At 57.7% G+C, this 17,694-nt stretch carries 24 protein-coding genes and 1 pseudogene; 22 read left to right on the forward strand and 3 right to left on the reverse strand.

The window, feature by feature from the left end; translation table 11 throughout:
* Complete coding sequence (locus Har1131_RS22325; protein ID WP_225308167.1) at positions 1 to 540, reverse strand: hypothetical protein; 540 nt, start codon at positions 538 to 540, stop codon at positions 1 to 3.
* Between the two features lie 21 nt (positions 541 to 561).
* On the reverse strand, positions 562 to 1,032 hold the full coding sequence (locus Har1131_RS22330; RefSeq protein WP_225308166.1) for a hypothetical protein: 471 nt from the start codon (positions 1,030 to 1,032) through the stop codon (positions 562 to 564).
* A 630-nt stretch (positions 1,033 to 1,662) separates the two neighbouring features.
* Between Har1131_RS22330 and Har1131_RS19200 the strand changes: the two genes are divergently transcribed.
* From Har1131_RS19200 to Har1131_RS19225, 6 genes are all read left to right on the forward strand, one after another.
* Complete coding sequence (locus tag Har1131_RS19200) at positions 1,663 to 2,700, forward strand: hypothetical protein (protein WP_151147645.1); 1,038 nt, start codon at positions 1,663 to 1,665, stop codon at positions 2,698 to 2,700.
* Positions 2,701 to 3,135: 435 nt separating this feature from the next.
* Positions 3,136 to 4,008 carry a hypothetical protein gene (locus Har1131_RS19205; protein WP_151147642.1) on the forward strand — a complete coding sequence of 291 codons (873 nt, stop codon included), beginning with the start codon at positions 3,136 to 3,138 and terminating at the stop codon, positions 4,006 to 4,008.
* Between the two features lie 120 nt (positions 4,009 to 4,128).
* A complete protein-coding gene (locus Har1131_RS19210) occupies positions 4,129 to 4,392 on the forward strand; it encodes a hypothetical protein (protein WP_151147640.1) in 264 nt (87 codons plus the stop codon).
* Between the two features lie 130 nt (positions 4,393 to 4,522).
* Positions 4,523 to 5,071 carry a hypothetical protein gene (locus Har1131_RS19215; protein WP_151147637.1) on the forward strand — a complete coding sequence of 183 codons (549 nt, stop codon included), beginning with the start codon at positions 4,523 to 4,525 and terminating at the stop codon, positions 5,069 to 5,071.
* Between the two features lie 97 nt (positions 5,072 to 5,168).
* Positions 5,169 to 6,128 carry an ArdC-like ssDNA-binding domain-containing protein gene (locus Har1131_RS19220; RefSeq protein ID WP_151147634.1) on the forward strand — a complete coding sequence of 320 codons (960 nt, stop codon included), beginning with the start codon at positions 5,169 to 5,171 and terminating at the stop codon, positions 6,126 to 6,128.
* A 75-nt stretch (positions 6,129 to 6,203) separates the two neighbouring features.
* Positions 6,204 to 6,956, forward strand: coding sequence for a hypothetical protein (locus Har1131_RS19225; protein ID WP_191907496.1), 753 nt, complete (start codon positions 6,204 to 6,206; stop codon positions 6,954 to 6,956).
* Here Har1131_RS19225 and Har1131_RS19230 read toward each other — a convergent pair.
* Complete coding sequence (locus tag Har1131_RS19230) at positions 6,921 to 7,805, reverse strand: HNH endonuclease (RefSeq protein WP_151147835.1); 885 nt, start codon at positions 7,803 to 7,805, stop codon at positions 6,921 to 6,923. The genes Har1131_RS19225 and Har1131_RS19230 overlap by 36 nt on opposite strands.
* A 100-nt stretch (positions 7,806 to 7,905) precedes the next feature.
* On the opposite strand from Har1131_RS19230, the pseudogene Har1131_RS19235 reads away from it, so the two are divergent.
* From Har1131_RS19235 to Har1131_RS19310, 16 genes and pseudogenes are all read left to right on the forward strand, one after another.
* Positions 7,906 to 8,846: pseudogene (locus tag Har1131_RS19235) on the forward strand (DUF6610 family protein).
* A gap of 1,219 nt (positions 8,847 to 10,065) precedes the next feature.
* The gene (locus tag Har1131_RS19240; RefSeq protein WP_151147829.1) at positions 10,066 to 10,746 is read left to right on the forward strand and encodes a hypothetical protein; all 681 of its coding nucleotides are present in this window, start codon (positions 10,066 to 10,068) and stop codon (positions 10,744 to 10,746) included.
* 35 nt (positions 10,747 to 10,781) lie between these two features.
* Positions 10,782 to 11,246, forward strand: coding sequence for a hypothetical protein (locus Har1131_RS19245; protein WP_121513540.1), 465 nt, complete (start codon positions 10,782 to 10,784; stop codon positions 11,244 to 11,246).
* A 38-nt stretch (positions 11,247 to 11,284) separates the two neighbouring features.
* Positions 11,285 to 12,052: a hypothetical protein gene (locus Har1131_RS19250; RefSeq protein ID WP_121513541.1), complete on the forward strand. Its 768-nt coding sequence runs from the start codon at positions 11,285 to 11,287 to the stop codon at positions 12,050 to 12,052.
* Positions 12,049 to 12,576, forward strand: a complete 528-nt coding sequence (locus Har1131_RS19255) for a hypothetical protein (protein WP_191907505.1) — start codon at positions 12,049 to 12,051, stop codon at positions 12,574 to 12,576. Before Har1131_RS19250 ends, Har1131_RS19255 begins: the two co-directional genes overlap by 4 nt.
* 107 nt (positions 12,577 to 12,683) lie before the next feature.
* The gene (locus Har1131_RS19260; RefSeq protein ID WP_151147823.1) at positions 12,684 to 12,878 is read left to right on the forward strand and encodes a hypothetical protein; all 195 of its coding nucleotides are present in this window, start codon (positions 12,684 to 12,686) and stop codon (positions 12,876 to 12,878) included.
* Between the two features lie 113 nt (positions 12,879 to 12,991).
* Positions 12,992 to 13,282 carry a hypothetical protein gene (locus tag Har1131_RS19265; protein WP_151147820.1) on the forward strand — a complete coding sequence of 97 codons (291 nt, stop codon included), beginning with the start codon at positions 12,992 to 12,994 and terminating at the stop codon, positions 13,280 to 13,282.
* Positions 13,279 to 13,593, forward strand: coding sequence for a hypothetical protein (locus tag Har1131_RS19270; protein WP_151147817.1), 315 nt, complete (start codon positions 13,279 to 13,281; stop codon positions 13,591 to 13,593). Before Har1131_RS19265 ends, Har1131_RS19270 begins: the two co-directional genes overlap by 4 nt.
* Positions 13,584 to 13,790: a hypothetical protein gene (locus Har1131_RS19275; protein ID WP_151147814.1), complete on the forward strand. Its 207-nt coding sequence runs from the start codon at positions 13,584 to 13,586 to the stop codon at positions 13,788 to 13,790. Before Har1131_RS19270 ends, Har1131_RS19275 begins: the two co-directional genes overlap by 10 nt.
* Positions 13,787 to 14,026 carry a hypothetical protein gene (locus Har1131_RS19280; protein WP_151147811.1) on the forward strand — a complete coding sequence of 80 codons (240 nt, stop codon included), beginning with the start codon at positions 13,787 to 13,789 and terminating at the stop codon, positions 14,024 to 14,026. Before Har1131_RS19275 ends, Har1131_RS19280 begins: the two co-directional genes overlap by 4 nt.
* A 57-nt stretch (positions 14,027 to 14,083) precedes the next feature.
* Positions 14,084 to 14,449, forward strand: coding sequence for a hypothetical protein (locus tag Har1131_RS19285; protein ID WP_151147808.1), 366 nt, complete (start codon positions 14,084 to 14,086; stop codon positions 14,447 to 14,449).
* Positions 14,450 to 14,682: 233 nt separating this feature from the next.
* Positions 14,683 to 14,886 (forward strand): hypothetical protein, encoded by a 204-nt coding sequence (locus Har1131_RS19290; RefSeq protein WP_151147805.1) that lies wholly within the window; start codon positions 14,683 to 14,685, stop codon positions 14,884 to 14,886.
* Positions 14,879 to 15,094, forward strand: coding sequence for a hypothetical protein (locus Har1131_RS19295; RefSeq protein ID WP_050007934.1), 216 nt, complete (start codon positions 14,879 to 14,881; stop codon positions 15,092 to 15,094). The genes Har1131_RS19290 and Har1131_RS19295 overlap by 8 nt, the downstream gene beginning before the upstream one ends.
* Before the next feature lie 142 nt (positions 15,095 to 15,236).
* The gene (locus Har1131_RS19300; RefSeq protein ID WP_151148276.1) at positions 15,237 to 15,713 is read left to right on the forward strand and encodes an HNH endonuclease; all 477 of its coding nucleotides are present in this window, start codon (positions 15,237 to 15,239) and stop codon (positions 15,711 to 15,713) included.
* Between the two features lie 263 nt (positions 15,714 to 15,976).
* Positions 15,977 to 16,663 carry a hypothetical protein gene (locus tag Har1131_RS19305; protein ID WP_151147802.1) on the forward strand — a complete coding sequence of 229 codons (687 nt, stop codon included), beginning with the start codon at positions 15,977 to 15,979 and terminating at the stop codon, positions 16,661 to 16,663.
* A gap of 57 nt (positions 16,664 to 16,720) precedes the next feature.
* On the forward strand, positions 16,721 to 17,620 hold the full coding sequence (locus tag Har1131_RS19310) for a transcription initiation factor IIB family protein (RefSeq protein WP_151147799.1): 900 nt from the start codon (positions 16,721 to 16,723) through the stop codon (positions 17,618 to 17,620).
* Positions 17,621 to 17,694: the final 74 nt, after the last annotated feature.

Genomic DNA, 17,694 nt, shown 5'->3' on the forward strand with positions numbered 1-17,694 from the left:
TTAGATCCTGAGGCCCTCCTCCATCAGGTTGATCAGTTGTGTCCGTGGGTCGATATACTCCTGGAGCTCGCGGTCGATCAGTTCCATCAAATGTGATATCGAGTCAGTCCCTTCGAGATCGGACCGCAACTCGTGTTTCGCCTCTTCGAGGTCGTCGACATCGTACAGATTTCGCGCGAACGTCTCCAAAACCGTCTCCTGCCACTCGTGCTCTGTTTCGCCCTCTTCGTCGATCGCACTCCCAGTACGCAATATCAGCTGAGTCCAGATTCCGTAGCTGATCTGGTCGAGGATGACGTCACGCATCCGTGCCTCGGCACCTACAGACCCACGGCTCTGGAGGACATCGGTGATACGCGGGTGATCCGAGTTTAGCCACAGCTTCGGTCGGGATTCGTTCCGGAAGTCCAGATAGTAGAGCTTGTCGCCACCAGGAAGATGTGATGCTCGGGAGAAACTGATCTCCTCGCCGTCGATCGCTGGTGGTTGCTCACCAGGGGGTCTGTCGATAATGGCTCTGTAGATATCGCCACTCGCCACTCGGAAGTTCTTCTTCGTCGCTTAACGACCCTCACCAGATCTGTCTTCGGTGCGAACTAAGTACGGTCGGAGTTCGACGGTGCCTCTGATATCCTCTTTGTACAGGACGATGGCCACTTCGTGTTCCCCTGGTTCGGCTACGGGGTCGGCGAGTATCTTCCGATCTCTGTAGATAGTCTCGTGGCAGCGAAGAGTGACGTAGAGCTTTGCAGGTGGGTTCTGGCGCTCCTCCTCCGGAAAGACGTTTTCGATAGTCTCTTCGGGTACTTTGAGGCTCCCGTACAGGACGACTTTTTCCCAGTCTGATGGCTCCTCACCGTCCTCTGGCTCGAGAGCAGACACCAAGTCGATATCTTTCTGCCCAGCCTTGAGATCTAGGTCTACTGGTTTCTTGCCGTCGACGGAATAACCCTCCAGGTCGAAGTCGAGCCCGGATTCTCTGTACGCGAATGGGAGTGCTGTACTCCGATGGCGTTGTGAGCGTCTCGTCACGATTCATCCACCTCGGAAGCTTGCAATTCGGCTCGAATCTCGAGTTCTGTCTCACCGATATCTCCTCGTAATATCTGCTGATTTGTAGAACAGACGGTGACGGTATTTTAATCCGACCAGGCCAGTCAGTGAAACAAGTCTCCCAGGAAGGTAGTGCTTTGTACAGACCCGCGAGAAGGCGGATCAGTTATTTACTCAGAAGCCACCGTACAAAGGGTTCCTGACCAACACTGATGCCCGTGTGTCAGCAACAGACTGTGACTCATGACGACAGCACCGAACTCTAGGAGTTTGGTGAAAGCACGATAGGGGAGTACGGAGAGTGGAACGCAGGTGGAGGGGAAACGGGGCACGTTGGAGGGCAGCGGGTCGAGCACTTAGCGCTCGCCAACACTGGGGGTCAGTTGGGGAGTGATGGGGCAAGCGTGTCGGATACTTTTCGGGGACCGCCTCCGACCGGCGGCTACCTGCACATACTGGCCAGTGGATAATCAAGCCCCACAGAGTGTTTCTGACTCTGAAACACTCCTTCTGGGTCGGCTCTTACCAAGCACAGCGAAACAGCCGAATTCCTCTCTGTATTGACCGTGAGCCAGTCCAAAATTTTGTGTTCCTCTGGCGGGTGAGAGGATGACTGACCTTTCACTCGGTACGTTCGGAGACGGAGACAGCGCCGACGACGACCTCGATCCCGATGCTGCAAGCATCGCCCGATGCGCGACGACGTGTCGCGCTCCTGACCGCGACGATACCAGTTGGGCAGCCCCGGACGAGGACTGGGGGCTGACAACACAGCGGCCGGCGTCGTCGATCAACACGTCGGCTGGTCGAGCAACCAAACAGCAAACCCGGTGGGTCGTTGATGGGGACGTCGGAGACTACGTTGAGCAGTACGCAACTGGTGACCTCCTGCAAATCCCAAACACGTACGACGACTTCAGTTCAGTCGACACTCGAGTCACATTCGTCGACGGGCTCGCTGACAGCTACGGGTACGGCATTGACGCACAGGCTCTTGAAAAGGAATTCCGAGTCCTCACTGGCGGTGGCCGATACACTGCGTCGCAATATACTGCCATCCCGTGCGGGAAACAGCCGTGGATTCTGACGGGTCCAGAAGGGACGCTCTTGTGCAGCTGTATGCTCGTTGAGCGGCCGGAGAATCCATACACGAGGGAGCTTCGGACGCCAGAGACGACCCTGCAGATCGAGGAACAGAACCAAACAGTCCGCACGGGAGCCGCTGAGTTTACCCACCTGCTATCCGACGCTCTCGGTGTCGATATCGAGAGCGTAGAGTACGCAACAGTACGCGGGCAAACCCAGCACTCGTTCGTCGGCGAGGAGGATGAGTTCACGATCAAAGCCAGTGACTTAGCACAACTGCATGGGTTGACGAATGACCCATCCGTCATCCAGGGGACAGTCAGCCGTGGAGTCCAGCCCCCAAACGGTGGCGACCCAATCTCGGTTGAGTGGGACGGGCCGGAGCATCCGGTTGGATATCTCGACGAGGGAGATGTAGTCGCCGGCTACGAGTTTGCGTGGGAACAACCCGAGGAGTCGCTGGAAGACGTTGCAGTCGTTCGCGAGTACTGGATAACACAGAACTACTCGCGATGGACGGTCGACTACAATACTCATCGCCTCGCGTCGGTGGTCCCCTGACCGGCCGTTGTGAATACGGCGAACATATTCATGACGGCAGCAGTCAACAGAAATCGGACAAGCAGGATTCGGTATAAGACATTAGCTTCGCAAGGCTGATATGGAATCCATATCCGGCATACGTATGACAGATGAAGCCACGCTCCGTAACCTCCGTTCAATCCGCACAGCACTCGTCGCTATGGCGGTATCAATCCTCACAGCCGGACTCATCATCGCTGACGAAGATGGATTAGGATTTCCTCTATTTATTATCACACTACTCATCTGCGCCTATGCGTTTGTGTCCCCGTTCCTTCGCGGTCGATAAGCACGCTTCCAGAGCAGTTGTTTCACCCCCTCTGATGGATACAGAATCGTATTCACACCAAACGTGCCATCGACGCCGCCAACGGCTCATTTTGTGTACCCTCCGGCAAGTGGAGGGAAATCGAAATGTCACAGTCCACAGCGACCAGTAGCACCGAAGCAGCAACCACAGACGCCGAAACGAGCGTGCCAGAGACGCCGCCGGACGGTGACGCAGAACTCGACACTGCGGACCTCCTGTCGCTCGATGCCCCGCAGCATCTTCGGATCAGCGGCGAGGTCCAGTTGTTTGAGCGGATCTTCGCGGCGGCTGGCACGGTCACGGACAAGACGCGGATAGGAATTACAGAGTCGGGAATCGCCATCCGGGCGGCTGACCTGCAGGGACACGCGATGGTCGACTTGCGTGTTTCTGGGAGTTCGTTCACCTCCTTCGATGCAGGGAGGGGAACGTTGGGGGTGGACGTCAGACGAGTTCGCGATGCACTCTCGGTCGGCGATGCAGGCGACCTTGCACAGTTCGCACTCGATGCGGCAAACAGCACACTAGAAATCAACATCGACGGGATAACGCGCACCATCGAGCTTGATGCGGTTGAATCGCTCCGCTACCCTGTCGAGATGCCAGAGATAGACATCCCGGCAACTGTCCACCTGAGTCCAGACGACATATCGCTTGGTCTTGACGCAGCAGATATGCTTGCCGACCGGTTTGATCTCACCGTTGACTCTGATGCCGGAGAAGTGCGGTTTGCCGCAGACGGCGACACTGACAGCATGACCTACCGGTGGGACGACACCGATCTCATCGCCTTCGAGCCTGCGGATGTCGCAGTGAAACTTGACTCGTCGCTGGTCAAATCGGCAAACGCTGGCCTGCCAGACGGCACGAATCGGGTTCTACATATCGGAAACGGGGTGCCGCTCGTGCTGAAATCCGAGTTCCCGGACGCTGATGGAGCGATACAATTCGTGATCGCGCCGAAGCTCCCGAACTGACTCAGCTTCGAGCGTTTTGCAGAAACGGTGGTGTGTCTTAACCAACAGTGACCGCCATACTTTCGGACTGTTGGTTAGCGCTGATTTTGTGTCTCCCCGGTCGGGTGAGGGATTTCCTCTATGGACCCGACCGAAACAGTTCCAGACTACGAGCGCTTCGAGCGCGAACAGATCGCACAGGACCGTGACCGGCAGCGTCCCGATACCGTCGAGATCGACGAGCCACGAGGGCGTGAGGTCGTTACCAGTCTACTCAATGAGGGTGTGGTCGAATCCGTCCCAGAACAAAACGTCTTGCAGCACGTTCCGTCCGGGCAGTGTTTTGATTCCGACATGGCGCTGGTGTACTTCCACAAGGGCTGGGAGGCTAGAGGCGCGGAGTAGCCAACTCGCAGACTAACCAACACAGTACCCCACATTCCACTCGGTGTTGGTTAGCGTCAGGACCTCTTCTCTGACGCGGCGTATGGGCGCGTCCCGAGAGTTGATACCCTATCGGAATTTTCCCAAGCGTATGGACCGCACTGACTGGCCGACACCCGGCCCGAACGAGCCTGTCCCGGCATGGGACGAGTACCGACAGCTGCGCGAGGCTGTCCACGACTACCTCGATCACGAGCCAGAGGACCCAAGGTGGGATGACATCTGGCGGGCGCTCGGCGCGATCATGGGCGAGTACCAGCGCGATGCGTTTGCCCAATCCTTCGACCTCGATGAGACTGCCGAGACAGCCTGCATACGCCGTCTCATCACGGGCGACGACGAGTGCCCGCACTCGCCGCTTGACGCCGACACCGACCCAAACGGACCGCCTCACAGCCCGCCAGCAGACGACCACTCGACGCTCTGGCTTGACGATGGCGAGCCGGCGTTGTACTCGATGCACGTCTATCCGGGGAATATCGAGCGATTGGATTCCACAGAGCCGCCCCACAATCTCTGGTTCGACGTCTTCGAGTTTGCCGCCGAGTGGGGACTAGAGGTCTCGATTCTCGCAAAGTCGTGGTACAACCTTGGCTCTGCTATCCACGTCGTCTTCTACCCGCCGGAGCGGTACAGGTAGCCACCTCACCTCGCTCTCGCTCAGTCAGCCAGTCGATTTTGTGACCCCCAGTGGAGGTGCGGGGGCGTGCCCGAGAGTGCGTCCCGAAGATAGACCGATGTCAACGATACAGTCAGAGACTCCAGAGCAGTCCAGCCAACAGACCACTTGCACCTTCGACGATTCGGACTCCCGGGACGAGGAGATGCGCGACCAACTCGATGCGTGGGTCGAGGATCTTGCCGACCTCACCGACGAAGCGCAGACCAGTGAGCAGTTCCAGCAGTGGCTCGATGTGCAGAGCAAGTTCCACGATTACTCGGCCCGGAACACGCTACTCATCAAGCTCCAGTGTCCCGAAGCAACGCGAGTCGCCGGCTACAATACGTGGCAGAATGAGTTCGACCGCTACGTCCAGCAAGGCGAGGATGCGATCTGGATCTGGGCTCCGATCATCACGAAGAAGTGCCCCGAATGCGGCAATTCGCCGTCGTATCACGAGAACACGGATTGCGAGTACGATGAAACGGACCCCGAGCAGTGGCGTCGGGGACTGGTCGGGTTCCGGCCAACGTCGGTGTTCGATATCTCTCAGACCGAGGGCGAACCGCTTCCCGAACTGGAGACAGAAGCTCACGGCGACCCGGATGGACTTGTCGAGAACCTCTTGGACGCCACCGACGAGATCGGCGTCGACGCAAGAATCGTCACTCCGGAAGAGTGGGAGCATGGGTCTGCACGGGGTGTCTGCCAGCGTCGGAGCGTGATGACCACGAATCCGATGATCGAAGCGGTTGACCGGGAGAATCGGGCCGCCCTCGCGAGTACACTGATTCACGAGTTCGCCCATGCGGAGCTTCACTTCAATGTCGAGGATGAGGCGGAGCGGTCGAAACGTGAGGTCGAGGCTGAGGCAGTCGCCTACGTGGTCAGTCGTCACTTTGGGCTGGACCCCGACAACTCGGCGTTCTACTTGGCGGCGTGGGACGGCGACGCACCAGAGACGCTGCGGGACCGGCTGGACCGTATCTCGTCGACTGCGGCGGATCTGATCGACGCCGTCGAAGGTGACAGCTGAGCAGTCGGTCGTGCTTTTCCAGACGTGCTTGAGAGCCGTATTTTGTGACTCCCCTGATGGGCGAGGGAGTCGAATATGCGTTCCACAGCAGCGTCAGGTGGCAGTCCTGTCGGACAGTTCTTGAGTGTCTTAGCTGACTTGCGTGACCAGATCGGAGGGCCGTACTACCTCGGAGACGTGACCGGGCGATTGGACTGGCCCGACCGAGGAGTGTACTTTTTCTTCTCGCCAGCAAGCGACCTTCGCGCAACGACAGCGGTCGACTGGCGACTCTCGCGGATCGGCACCGTCGGCGTCAGTACCGGCTCGTCGAACACGCTCTGGAATCGACTCAGACAACATCGTGGGAATGTTCGAGGGAAGTACGCCGGCGGTGGCAACCATCGCGGTTCGATTTTTCGCTTGCACGTTGGACGGGCGCTGATCGAGAAGCACGGCTGGCGCGACGAGTATCCTCACTGGGGCGAACCGAATCCCGATGAGGAAACAACGACTGTTCGCGAGCAGGAACACGAACTTGAACAGCGCGTGTCGGAGTACATCCGGGATCTGCCGTTTCTCTGGGTTGACGTTCCGGGCAAGCCCGGCCCAGAGTGTGACAGAGCCGAGATTGAGTCAAATACCATCGCGATGGTGTCGCATCATCGTCGATCCGCAGGACCATCGGACCTCGATTGGCTTGGATACCACTCGCCGAAATCTGAGGTGTATCAGTCTGGGCTGTGGAACGTGCGGCACGTCTCCGACTCGTTCGATCCGTCGGTCGTGGACCAGTTATCAGAGTATATTTCGTCAACGGAAGCGCTGGACCACCAGTCGCGGATCTGAAGGAAGGTTCCGCAGCGAGAACTCAGTGCGCTCGGTTATGAGTCCGTAGGCAATCCCAGCCAGTGGCGCAACCACGGGAATCCACGCCAACGGAGACATGAGCAGTTCCGTCGAGATAGACTCCCAGACGGCAGCGTACATCAAAACAACGCAGACGGATGCAATGGCTGTCGACAGCCGCCACCGGACTCCCGCTACGAGCCCGGCCAGTGGGAGGCCATAGAACGCTACATCACCCGCAAGCGAGGACAGGAAATAGGAGATACCAAACGCACAGAAGTATGTCAGAAACATCGCTGTGCCTCCTACCGACGCAACGAATAGCCGTCGCCATCCAACACGCTCGTCGGTGTCGTCCTGGTCGGACTGCTCGTCGCTGTCCTCGGTCGTCGTGGTGACTGCAAGAGGACTCCTCGACTGTGTCTCGACGTGGCTGGCTTCCAGCCGGGAGACACCACGAGACTGCCCGTTGCCCTCCGTTTCGCCCTCGACTTCCTCAGTGATCGGGACTTCGCTCTGCAACGCAAGCACTCTGTGGGAGTCTGCTTCTGGACTGCTTGCTGGCTCTTGGTTCGCTGACGCTGGCAGGTTCAGGCGTCCCGTCTGCTTGATGTCTTCTTCGCAGGTAGAACACACTGTCAGCAGGTTCGTGGTCTTGTTTGTCCCGCCGTTCTCGGCGGGGATTCGTCGCACGACTTCCAAATCCTCCGCAGGGAACCGCGTCCCGCAGTTGGTGCAAGTGTTGTTGTCCAACTGCTTCCGGAAGACGATCCGGTACGCCCAGTCTGGTGGGTACTCGCCCCGGTAGCTGTCAGGGTCGTCGTACTGCGATTCGATACCTTCCTTCATTCTCCTCGACATTTCTTCCCGTCTCCGTATTTAAAGCGCGGGGTCGTTTTGTGCCGCGCCTGCCAGCTGGGCGCGCCGGTCGGTGCGCTCGGTGTTTTCCATGTCTTCTGAGGCGCGACACTCTTGGTCAGCGGCGGCTGTCGGCGATGCACAGCAGGCTGAGTACATCGGGTTCCTCCATCGCGAGCCCTTCGTAATCGATGCTTACCGGCTTGGATTCGCCGTCGGCGTTCGCGAGGACTACACCTACCAGTCCTCGCTGCGGAACGTCGACGTCCCGATTGAGATTCTAGACAACGACTTCCGGAATCCAGACTTGGACCGGTACATTGAGCGCTTCGAGCGATGCGAGCCGTCGGTCGGGATGCTCGGCGATGCATACGACCAGCAGGAAGCGCGACGGTACAACCAAGCCGCACGGGAGCTGAAACGGAAGTTTCCAGGGACAGAGGTCATCATCGTCCCGAAGTGCCGCGACGCAATCGATGTGATCGACGAAGATATTGTCTTGGGATACCCGATGGGATATTCTGACCAGACAGCCGAGGAGTACACGGACATCGTGGACTGGCGGGGGCGGCGCGTGCATCTGCTGGGGGCAAGTCCGACGAAGCAGTATCCGGTGATCGAGGAACTATCACAGCCGCGTGTGACCGGTGAGGAACCAGCCGATATCGTTGGCGTCGACTGGAACGGGATTCATCTTGCGGCGCTTCACGGCGAGTACTTCTCACCACACGGCTACGGGAGTGCGGACCACCTCTCGATCCGGGAGACGGTTCGAGAGAGTTTGAGACACATCCGGTCATACTGGAAATCGCGGGTGTGTGGCCGACCGTGGAGAAAGACCGGACCCCGCTAACAGCGGAACCGATGGACCCCGTCTGGGCTGCTGACGGTTCGAGAGCAACTGTAAATGGCCTTGAGGATGCTATTGTCGTCGAGTATGAGAACGGACAGACGCTCGCGTATCGGAGCCAACACGAGAGAGACAGAGTGGAATACCGGGCAGGACTCACTCCCATCGAGGTCTACGGCTAGGAGAGCTACTGCCAGTGAGGCTTTTACTGAACTCAGTGAAACAGTGCTGCCAGCGTTATATCATAACTACTGCTGATGAATACAGGGCGCGAGCCTTGCACTTACCGGTTCCTGAATCACGAGAAATCGAATCGCTCAGGACAGGTGTTCCAGTGTCCACTTGCGGCCTTAGCTCAAAACCTAAGTTTCCGGAGCCAGCCAGAAGAGGCGAGAACGTACAGTAGACATTTATTATCTATGTGGTCGTGTTCCCGATATTTCCAACCTAGATAAGACAAATATTACGTATGAGTGCACTATATCTCAGTATAACTTGATTTCTCAACTTATTCCCGATCTGGATCGGCATGACAAGTTTGCGTTCCTTCTATCGGTCTACCGTGCAACTTACTATTCTCATAATTTGACATTCATCATAGTGTCCGTATTAGGTGCACTGACTATACTACCTCCATTACTCGAAGCGCGCACTGGAGTTGAATCGACAACTGCGTTAGTCGGTGTCTCAATCGCGTTTTTCTTGGCAACGACCCTGATCTCAAAGTGGGCTGAAGGCTGGTTTTTGGACCGAATCAAGGCCAGAAACCCTGGGAACGGTGGACCTCACATTCGCCATGCAAGTGTAGCGTGGAACGGATTACATATACTATGGGGTGCGCTGTTGGTTTACTATTTCGCGTTTGGGGCAGTAGTGCCGGGTGTTGTCAACTCAACGGTTAATACGGACGTGCTACTCTCTGGGTCTGGAGGCTACATGACTGCAGGACTTCTCATTCAAAGATTAGCTGCTACGATTTTATATTCAGCACTAGTCATTTGGGCGGTAGCAGCTATTTGCCGGGGTATTAGTGTGCTGTATTATAACCTGAGGCTCTAATATGATTGCTAAGAGTTGTCTAAAGGGCCTCTCAGCCTCTCAGATTCAGATGGCTGAAATTACTCCTTTGTCTTAGTTTCTGAATATTGCAGTTGAAATTTTTTCAATTCCAGAAGTTCTGTAGGAGATAGCCATTTGAGATATTCGCTTACGTCGCTCGCGACGACGAAGCAGTGAGCGTTCCAATGTCCGACTGATTGTCGTTCTGTGGACAGGCCAACGCCCAGAGCGACCTGAAACGGTGGTCGTCGGGCTGACACCTCGTATTTAACCAACACTCATCGCTTCTGTTGGTTAACACGCTGTGTCGGACGATTTTCTGTTCCTCTGTCGGGTGAGAGGATGACAGAAACTGATCCGACTCAGACGCAGGACGGACAGCCAGATCAGCAAGCCGGCTTCGACTTCAGCAAGCCCAGTCAAGAGCACGAGATCGAGGTGTCGTATTCGTGGGGGTATGTCGACACCATCTACATGGACGATGACGGTGAACTCGTCCGCTCACAGGATACCGACGGCTACTATCGCAACGACGAATCGTTCGAGTGCACCTGTGGAGAGACATTCGGTTGCGAGAGCAAAGCAAAATCCCACATCCGAAGCGAGAGCTTCCGAGGCCCGCCGGTGCCGGTCGCCGGCCATCCAGAAGCATTGCGTTGGGACAACGAGCCGATGACCGACTTTGGAGAGAATGTGGAATTCATTCCAGATGTAACGAACACCGCCGCCAAAGTTGTCGAGGGGGCTGACTACCTGATCGCAACGGCCCGGACAACACTGACGCCACCAGCGGACCACGAGTTCGACAGCTGGGACCCACTGCAATCTGGCCGCCTGTCGAACCACAACGGCGACTCACTGTTCTCGGCGCGGATCTTGTCGAAGGCTATCGCGACGCTTTCACCCGGTCACCAGTACGTTCCAGACCGCTACACCATCTACTTCCGGGGGCACACAGCACTGTACTTGGAGGGGCCGAGGGGCGGCATCATCATTGCTGAACGACTCCCCGGCCTCGACTGAGACGGCGGTTTTCTGTTCCTCTGGCGGGTGCAAGGATGACAGAACCAACCTCCAAAGCCCGTGACGGATCAGCCACGAACAGCAGCGAATCGCCCGTCGACGAGCAACCAATTCCAGTCGTCAAGCCACCATCGGCGTTTGTCTGGCAAGATGAAGTGGTCCCCGCGCTCGATGGAGCTATCACCGTGCGCCCGGAGTCTGCCCGGTATCCGATAGCTGCAAAGGTCGTCGACGGTGCTGAGTATCTTGTGGCAACAGCCCGAGAAACGTTCACTCCCCCAGCTGACTACCAGTTCCAGTCGTGGGGGCCACTCCAGTCTGGCCGCCTTGCACTCCGGTCGGGCGAGCCACAGTTCCCGCCAGCCGACGTGAGCCGTGCAATCGCAACGCTTGCGAAGCATCCTGCGTATCAGCCTGAGCGGTTCACGATCTTTTACCGAGGGTGCGAACCAGTGTATATCGAAGGTCCCGACGCAGGCATTGTGATCACCCCGTGGTAACTCGATAGCGATTTTCTGTTCCTCTAGCGGGTGAGAGGATGTCCACACACTCAGCATCGACGCGAACACAGTCGTTCCAGCATCGCCCGCCAGCAGACACAGGGGAGTGTTCCTGTCCGATTCACGCCAACGGCGACCCGTTCACCGCACCTCTCGGGATTCGATTTGCCGATCATGTCGGCGTGGAGCCAATCGACAGAGAAACAGCGGCCGCCGTGTACGAGGCGCACCACTCCTACATGGGGTCACTGCCGTCGGTCAATCTCGCTCACCACGGGATGTACTTTCAGGACTCGCTAGTCGGGGCCATCACCTACCGCTACCCGCTCATCTCGAAGAAGCGAATCCGGTACGGCGTCGACGGCCAGCTCTGTCCCGAGCCCGTCGAGATCGACAGCCTTCCCACGGAGATCAGAGCAACCGCCCGGCGGGTGCTTCCGTCGACGGACACACCAGTCGTTGACAGTGAGGTGATTTCTGGGGACTCGCTCGTCGAGGCCGCGCGGATTTGCATGGGCGTTCGGATGCCAAACCTCGCGTCGGCAGCGTTAGCCCGCTCACAAGAGCGATTCTTGCAGGCTGACGACCGTGACACTCGCTTCTTGTTGACGTGGGTACGCTCGGACTACGATGGGGCGATGGTTCGGGCGCTGCAAGACAAGGGCTGGACCTGTACGGGCTACCGTGAACCAGGGCAGGCAAGCAACCGCGAGAACAAGCCGATTCGTGAGCGATACAAGTGGCGCTTTGTCTGTCCCGTGGATACTGCTCGCGAGCAGTCAACACTTGCACGGTGGTCTCAGTGACCGACGTCCAGCCCGAAGCAACGGCCGAGTGCTGTCGATTCTGTGGGGACAGAGCCGAGATCTCCGGTGAGGCGTACACCTATGTCCGGTGGCCCAACGAGGTCGACCGAGAAGACGGCGTGTTCCGATTTACGATTTGCCGGGAGTGTGCGCTTCAGGACCACGACAACGTCGAACAGGCCGCTTCGCTCTTCCACGAGGCAGATCGGGACTATCTGCTTACCTGCGATGTCTGTGGAGCTGTTGGCTGCCAGTCTGCCAGTACTCGTCGTCCAGCAGCGGAGACGTATCGGCTCGCGAGCGTTATCTCCTGGTCGGTGAGTATCAATGGCTTCGACGGGGCAACGCACTCTTGTAGTGAGTGTAGCCCCATCGTGACGTTCGACTGTGTGAAACGTCCCGACCGGACATACGACGATGAAGTGCCGCATCTCGTCGAGCCCCCGTTTGACTCAGCTGCGAGGATAGCGGACGATGCTCCAGCAGACAGTACACAGGTCGAGATCGGCGGGTGGACTGGGTAGCCGGCGGTAGTTCCACGAAACTGGTGGGTCTGATCCGCTAATGAACAGTACAGGTGAGCCAGGCATCGTGGGATTATTGATTGTCGAAAAGACAGACCTTTAATAAGATGTCCGTCCAGAAAGCCCTCCTCGTTGAGCTATTCGCAATCCTACTCGTACTTTATGGAGGATTCACGATATTGGACACGGGTATGATGGGGGAGACATGGGCCTTCTACATAGGGTTCTACCTCGGTCTCTTCGGACTCATCTACGGTCTCGTCGGTGTCAGGATAGTGGATGCCCTCCGAAACGGTACGTGAGCAGTCTTATTGAGCAGGTAGTTCAGCCAGCACAGTAAGCACAAAACTCCAGTCACAGCGGCAGCGAGTCCTAATTTTGTGTCCCTCTGGCGGGTGAGAGGATGTCTCGAAATATGTCCTGCCGTCGTTCGGAAGACCTGTCGAAGCCAACCATCCCGAAGTTCGTCGAGTCCATCGCGACGACTGTTCGAGCGCAGTCCGGCAGCGCCGATGTTGAAGCGGTTGTCCTCCGTGCGGTGGCCCGGCGATCAGACAGTATCGACCTCCCGGACGTACTCGAACTTCGTTCGCTCTTGGACGTCGACGGTGCGCAGGTAGACACGCTAGAGGAACAGGTCACGAGTATCATCAGCGCCATCGAAGCCGAACTCGCCGGTTGGGACCGCCGGGAGGTCGCTGCATGAACGCAGCAGGAACGGCCACGTTGGGCGATTTCGGCGCTGGTGGCCCACGCTCGAATGTGCTGATTGACACGCAGAGCGCGGCACAAGAAGCAGTTGCCGGTGAGTGGGAATTTCTCGCCGCTGGCAACGACACGATCGGCTGGCACATCCCCGACACCGGAGCCACAGTCCTGCTCAAACGGAGCGATGCTGGCTGGACGCTCGAACGGGCGACCAAACTGGTCGGGACGCGCCGGTCACTCGATGCTGGGCTGGAGCTTGCCAGCTCGTACATGGCGGATCGACCGGAGGGAGCGTCGGCATGGCGATGATTGAGCGCGAGCAGTGGCGTCGTGAGGAACGCCACCGAGTTGCGGCAGCACTTGCACGCGCCCGGTTCTGGCAGTCGGTTGCGCCGCACAAGGTCGGGTTCTGGGACGCCGTCGACGAGACGCTGCTGGCTCACTACCCGGGCTGTCGGTACAAACGCAGGACGACACTCGATGACTTCCAAGAGGAGGATTCATGAGCGACACTCCTGATCCAATTCTCGACAAACTCCCTCCAGAGCGGTTGCTGGACGCCGACCATCTCCAGCCAATCGTCGCCGGCATCAACTGCATGCACTCAATGGAGACGGTCAAGCGGTATCTCGCATACGAGAACAAGCACCAGAACCGGACGCCAGTCCAGTCTCGCCTTCGAGAGCGGGCACGGGAGATCCGTCGCGATGAATCGGATGCCGAGGAGCAAGCCATCGTGTGATTTCTGTGCCCCAGCGGGGTGAGGGGCGTCCCACAGAAGGCGCTCTGCCTACCGACTATGTGTGAAAACAAGACAGACGAGACGGCTGTACAGCAGTGCGACGACCTCGATATCGACCCTGATGCCGTGGATATCGGTGATGGACTGAAAACAGCCGAAGATGCGCCTGAAGTTGTTGTCAGCGGCGTTGACGCTGAAAAGGAGCGGGTGAAGGTGTATTCCCCGTCCGGTGAGCTGACGGTCAATCGCTGGGTGAGCATGGACCTGTTCAGCGTCCACTCCCCGAACGAGGACATCCAGACCGACGCCGACCGGGAAGCGTGGCTGAACGAGACGCTGCCGAAGAAGTCCACGCATATCGACGGCAACGTGTACCCACTCAGGTATGCCATCGACGAGGACGGGAACGTGATCGCGAAATAATCGAGGAGCCGTACCAGCCACTCTTTCGCTCACTCTCACGCTCACGGTTCCCGAGCGCAAGCGCTCGGGGGACACGCTCCACCTTGGACCGGCAGGCCGGTCCGGCGGTCCCGCTTCAGGAGGTAGGTGAGGCTCATCGCGATGAATCGGATGGCTGGGAACGAGCCATCGTATAATTTCTGTGCCCCAGTGGGGTGCGGGGCGTCCCACTGAGGGCGCTCTGCCGACTGATTATGAGTAAGAACAAGACAAACAAGACGGCTACACAGCAGTACGACAACTACCCCGATCCCGACGCCATCGTTCACTTTGGCGATGTCTCAGAGGAACTGGTCGAGCTGGTCGAGGAAACGCTGGAGACGTCCGAGTTCCTGTCGACCTCTCGCGGCGACCTGCCCGAAACGACGCTGCTCGTCGAGGCGGTCGACAATGAGTGACGACCAGCTGTTCATCGTCGTTGAGGGCGTCGGGCCAGCAGACTTTCCTGAGAACGAGGCGAGTTCCAACACGCAAGACGAGGCCGTTGCTCTCGCGAACGATATCCACGACCTAATTCGTGAGGAGTACGGCAAAGAGGATATCGAGGGCGTCATCCCGGTGGTCAATCCCGACGCACACGAGCAGATGCAGGCGACGGAACTCTGACCGGGCAGTGAGAAGCAATTTCTTTAGCCATGATGCTGGCTTCTGCTCAGTAAAATGTATATACACCGCCACTACTATCTAACGAAGTATTTATACAATCTGTGGCTAAAGGTCACAATAGATGACATAACAGGGTGTTGGAATGTCAAACGGCTATCCACCAGACTGGAAAAACCGCCGCCAACAAGTCTATAGACGGGATAATTATCGATGTCAAAAGTGCGGGGCACAAGGTGGCGGTCGGGGGGACGTAGAACTTCACGCACACCACAAGGTACCAAAATCTCGGGGAGGTAGCCACCGTATGTATAATCTAGTTACTGTCTGTAGACGCTGCCACGAACAAATACATGGGCATAGTATCCCAAGCAGAAATGGTGGAAAGAACATCAATACAATAAGAACATCTACCCCTGAAGAGCACCCGATGCATCCAGACGTAGATGAGGAAAAATACGTAGACGACCCATGTACTCCGCCAGCACCGACAGAAGGCGAGCCGTATTGGGAGAAAAAGAAACAGGGCAGAACTATACGAGATAGTGATGAAACCCACTCAAAAAAGTCCAATAACCTATCAAAACGTATTTATTTGTATATAAAAAATTCACTTCGATAACTTCTAGCACTGTGGAACCGTATGAAGTAAGCACTATTGAGGCCCACATCAGCTGATTATGGACTTGGTGCTGTTATGCAACCTGCTCATAATACAATGGTATACTGTCGAATTCGAAATTCTTGCCGTATGCTGGCTGTATTCTCTATAGCGCCCACTCCTATCCGAAAATAGAGTTACGCTTTCACAAGCTCTAGCCACCGAATTTTCTGTGCCCCAGCGGGGTGAGGGGCGTCCCAGAGAGGGCGTGCCGCCTGTCATTCATGGCTACCACAGAATCCCGTAGCGACGCCAGCAGCATCGACGAGAGCGAACTGGAGAAGGCTGACCCGAACAACCGGACCGTTCGGGCGCTGACCGAAGTCATGACCGTGATGGACTCGATTGGTCGGGCACGAAACGACGACGACCTCTTCCTGGTCAACTCCGGGTCTGGCTCAGAGTACCTTGTCGACACTCGAACAGGGAGTTGCGAATGCAAGTGGAAACAGTTCAACCCCGGCGAGGAGTGCAAGCACCAGAAGCGAGTCGCCTTCGCCACCGGCGAGCGACCTATCCCGCAGTGGGTTGACGACGACGCTCTCGATGGCCAGTTCGGGTTGCACGTCGACGGCGAACCCCGCAAGGCAGTCGCTGACGGCGGAGTCATGCAGGTCCGGTTCGACGACAGCGGCGTCACGGGCCCCAAAGAGGACCCCTTGGCTGTCACCTCCGAGGACGAACCACGCACGAAACGAGCGAAGCAGGAAGATATCGACGTTTCCTTCCTCGCAAAGCCCGGTCGCTACGAGGTTCACTCAGCATCAGATAGCCGGTACGAGGTCGACGTGCTCGAAGAGACGTGCAGTTGTCCCGATGAGGCCGAGCGGTGCAAGCACCGTCGCCGGGTCGAGATCGAGATCGACGCCCAGCGAGTCCCGCGCCCGGATGGAAAACTGCCAGACGCCTAACCGGGGGCCGCAGTGTGTTTTCTGACCCTCTGGTCAGGTGAGAGGATGTCTCGAAATATGTCTTCACAAACCGTCCAGACAGCGTTGTCTGCAGCTACGCCGGGCTGTCCCGAGTGTGGCGGCGAACTCGACAGCACCGGGCGAGAAACGAACTGCGAGGACTGTGGCCTGGTGACCGATCAAGACCGGATTGACCGCAGGCCGGAATGGCGGACGTACGACAAGGAGGAACAGAAGCGGACGGGTGCGCCCCGAACAGCCACTCGGCATGATCGAGGCCTGTCGACGAACATCGGCTCGGTTGAGAGTGCAGATATTTCCCCGAGACGGCGTCGACGGCTTGCTCGCCAGCAACAACTCCACGGCCGGTCGAAGTTCACCAGCAAGCGCGACCGGAATCTCGCTCACGGGCTTGGCGAAATCCGACGCATTGCGAGTGCGCTGTCCGAAAGCCGGTCGGTGAAAGAGCAGGCAGCCACGTTCTTCAGGGAAGCCCAGGACAAGGACCTCCTAATCGGGCGGTCGATTGAGGGCGGTGCAGCGGCCGCTGTATACGCTGCCTGCCGATGCAACGGCCTCGTGACGATGGAGACGGTAGCCGATGTTGCCCGGTGTTCTGCATCGCACGTCTGGAACTGCTACCGGACGTTCTTGGTGGAACTCGATCTCCCAATCCCAGTGTCGCTCCCGGTGGACTGGGTGGCACGGATTTGTTCAGACCTTCCATTCAACGTTTCCCCGGAGATTCGCCAGCGGGCGCTCGAACTAGCGGAGCAGGCGACCGAGTCCACTGAGGTCAATGGACGACCAGACGGTATCGCAGCCGGCGCTCTATATCTCGCCGGGAAAGAGTCAGACATCCGGCTCACGCAAGCGACGATCTGCGAGCCACTGGATGTGCATATTACGACGGCCCGGCAGTGGTTCCAAGAGATCGAGGAGCATATCGTTGCGTGACCGCTCGCGACCGTTGTTTTGCGTGCCCCGGCGAGGGTGCAGGGCGAGCCAGCAAGCACGTCCTGAGAGAGACA

It is taken from the genome of Haloarcula sp. CBA1131 (assembly GCF_008728975.1).
GTDB classification, from domain to species: Archaea; Halobacteriota; Halobacteria; order Halobacteriales; family Haloarculaceae; genus Haloarcula; species Haloarcula hispanica.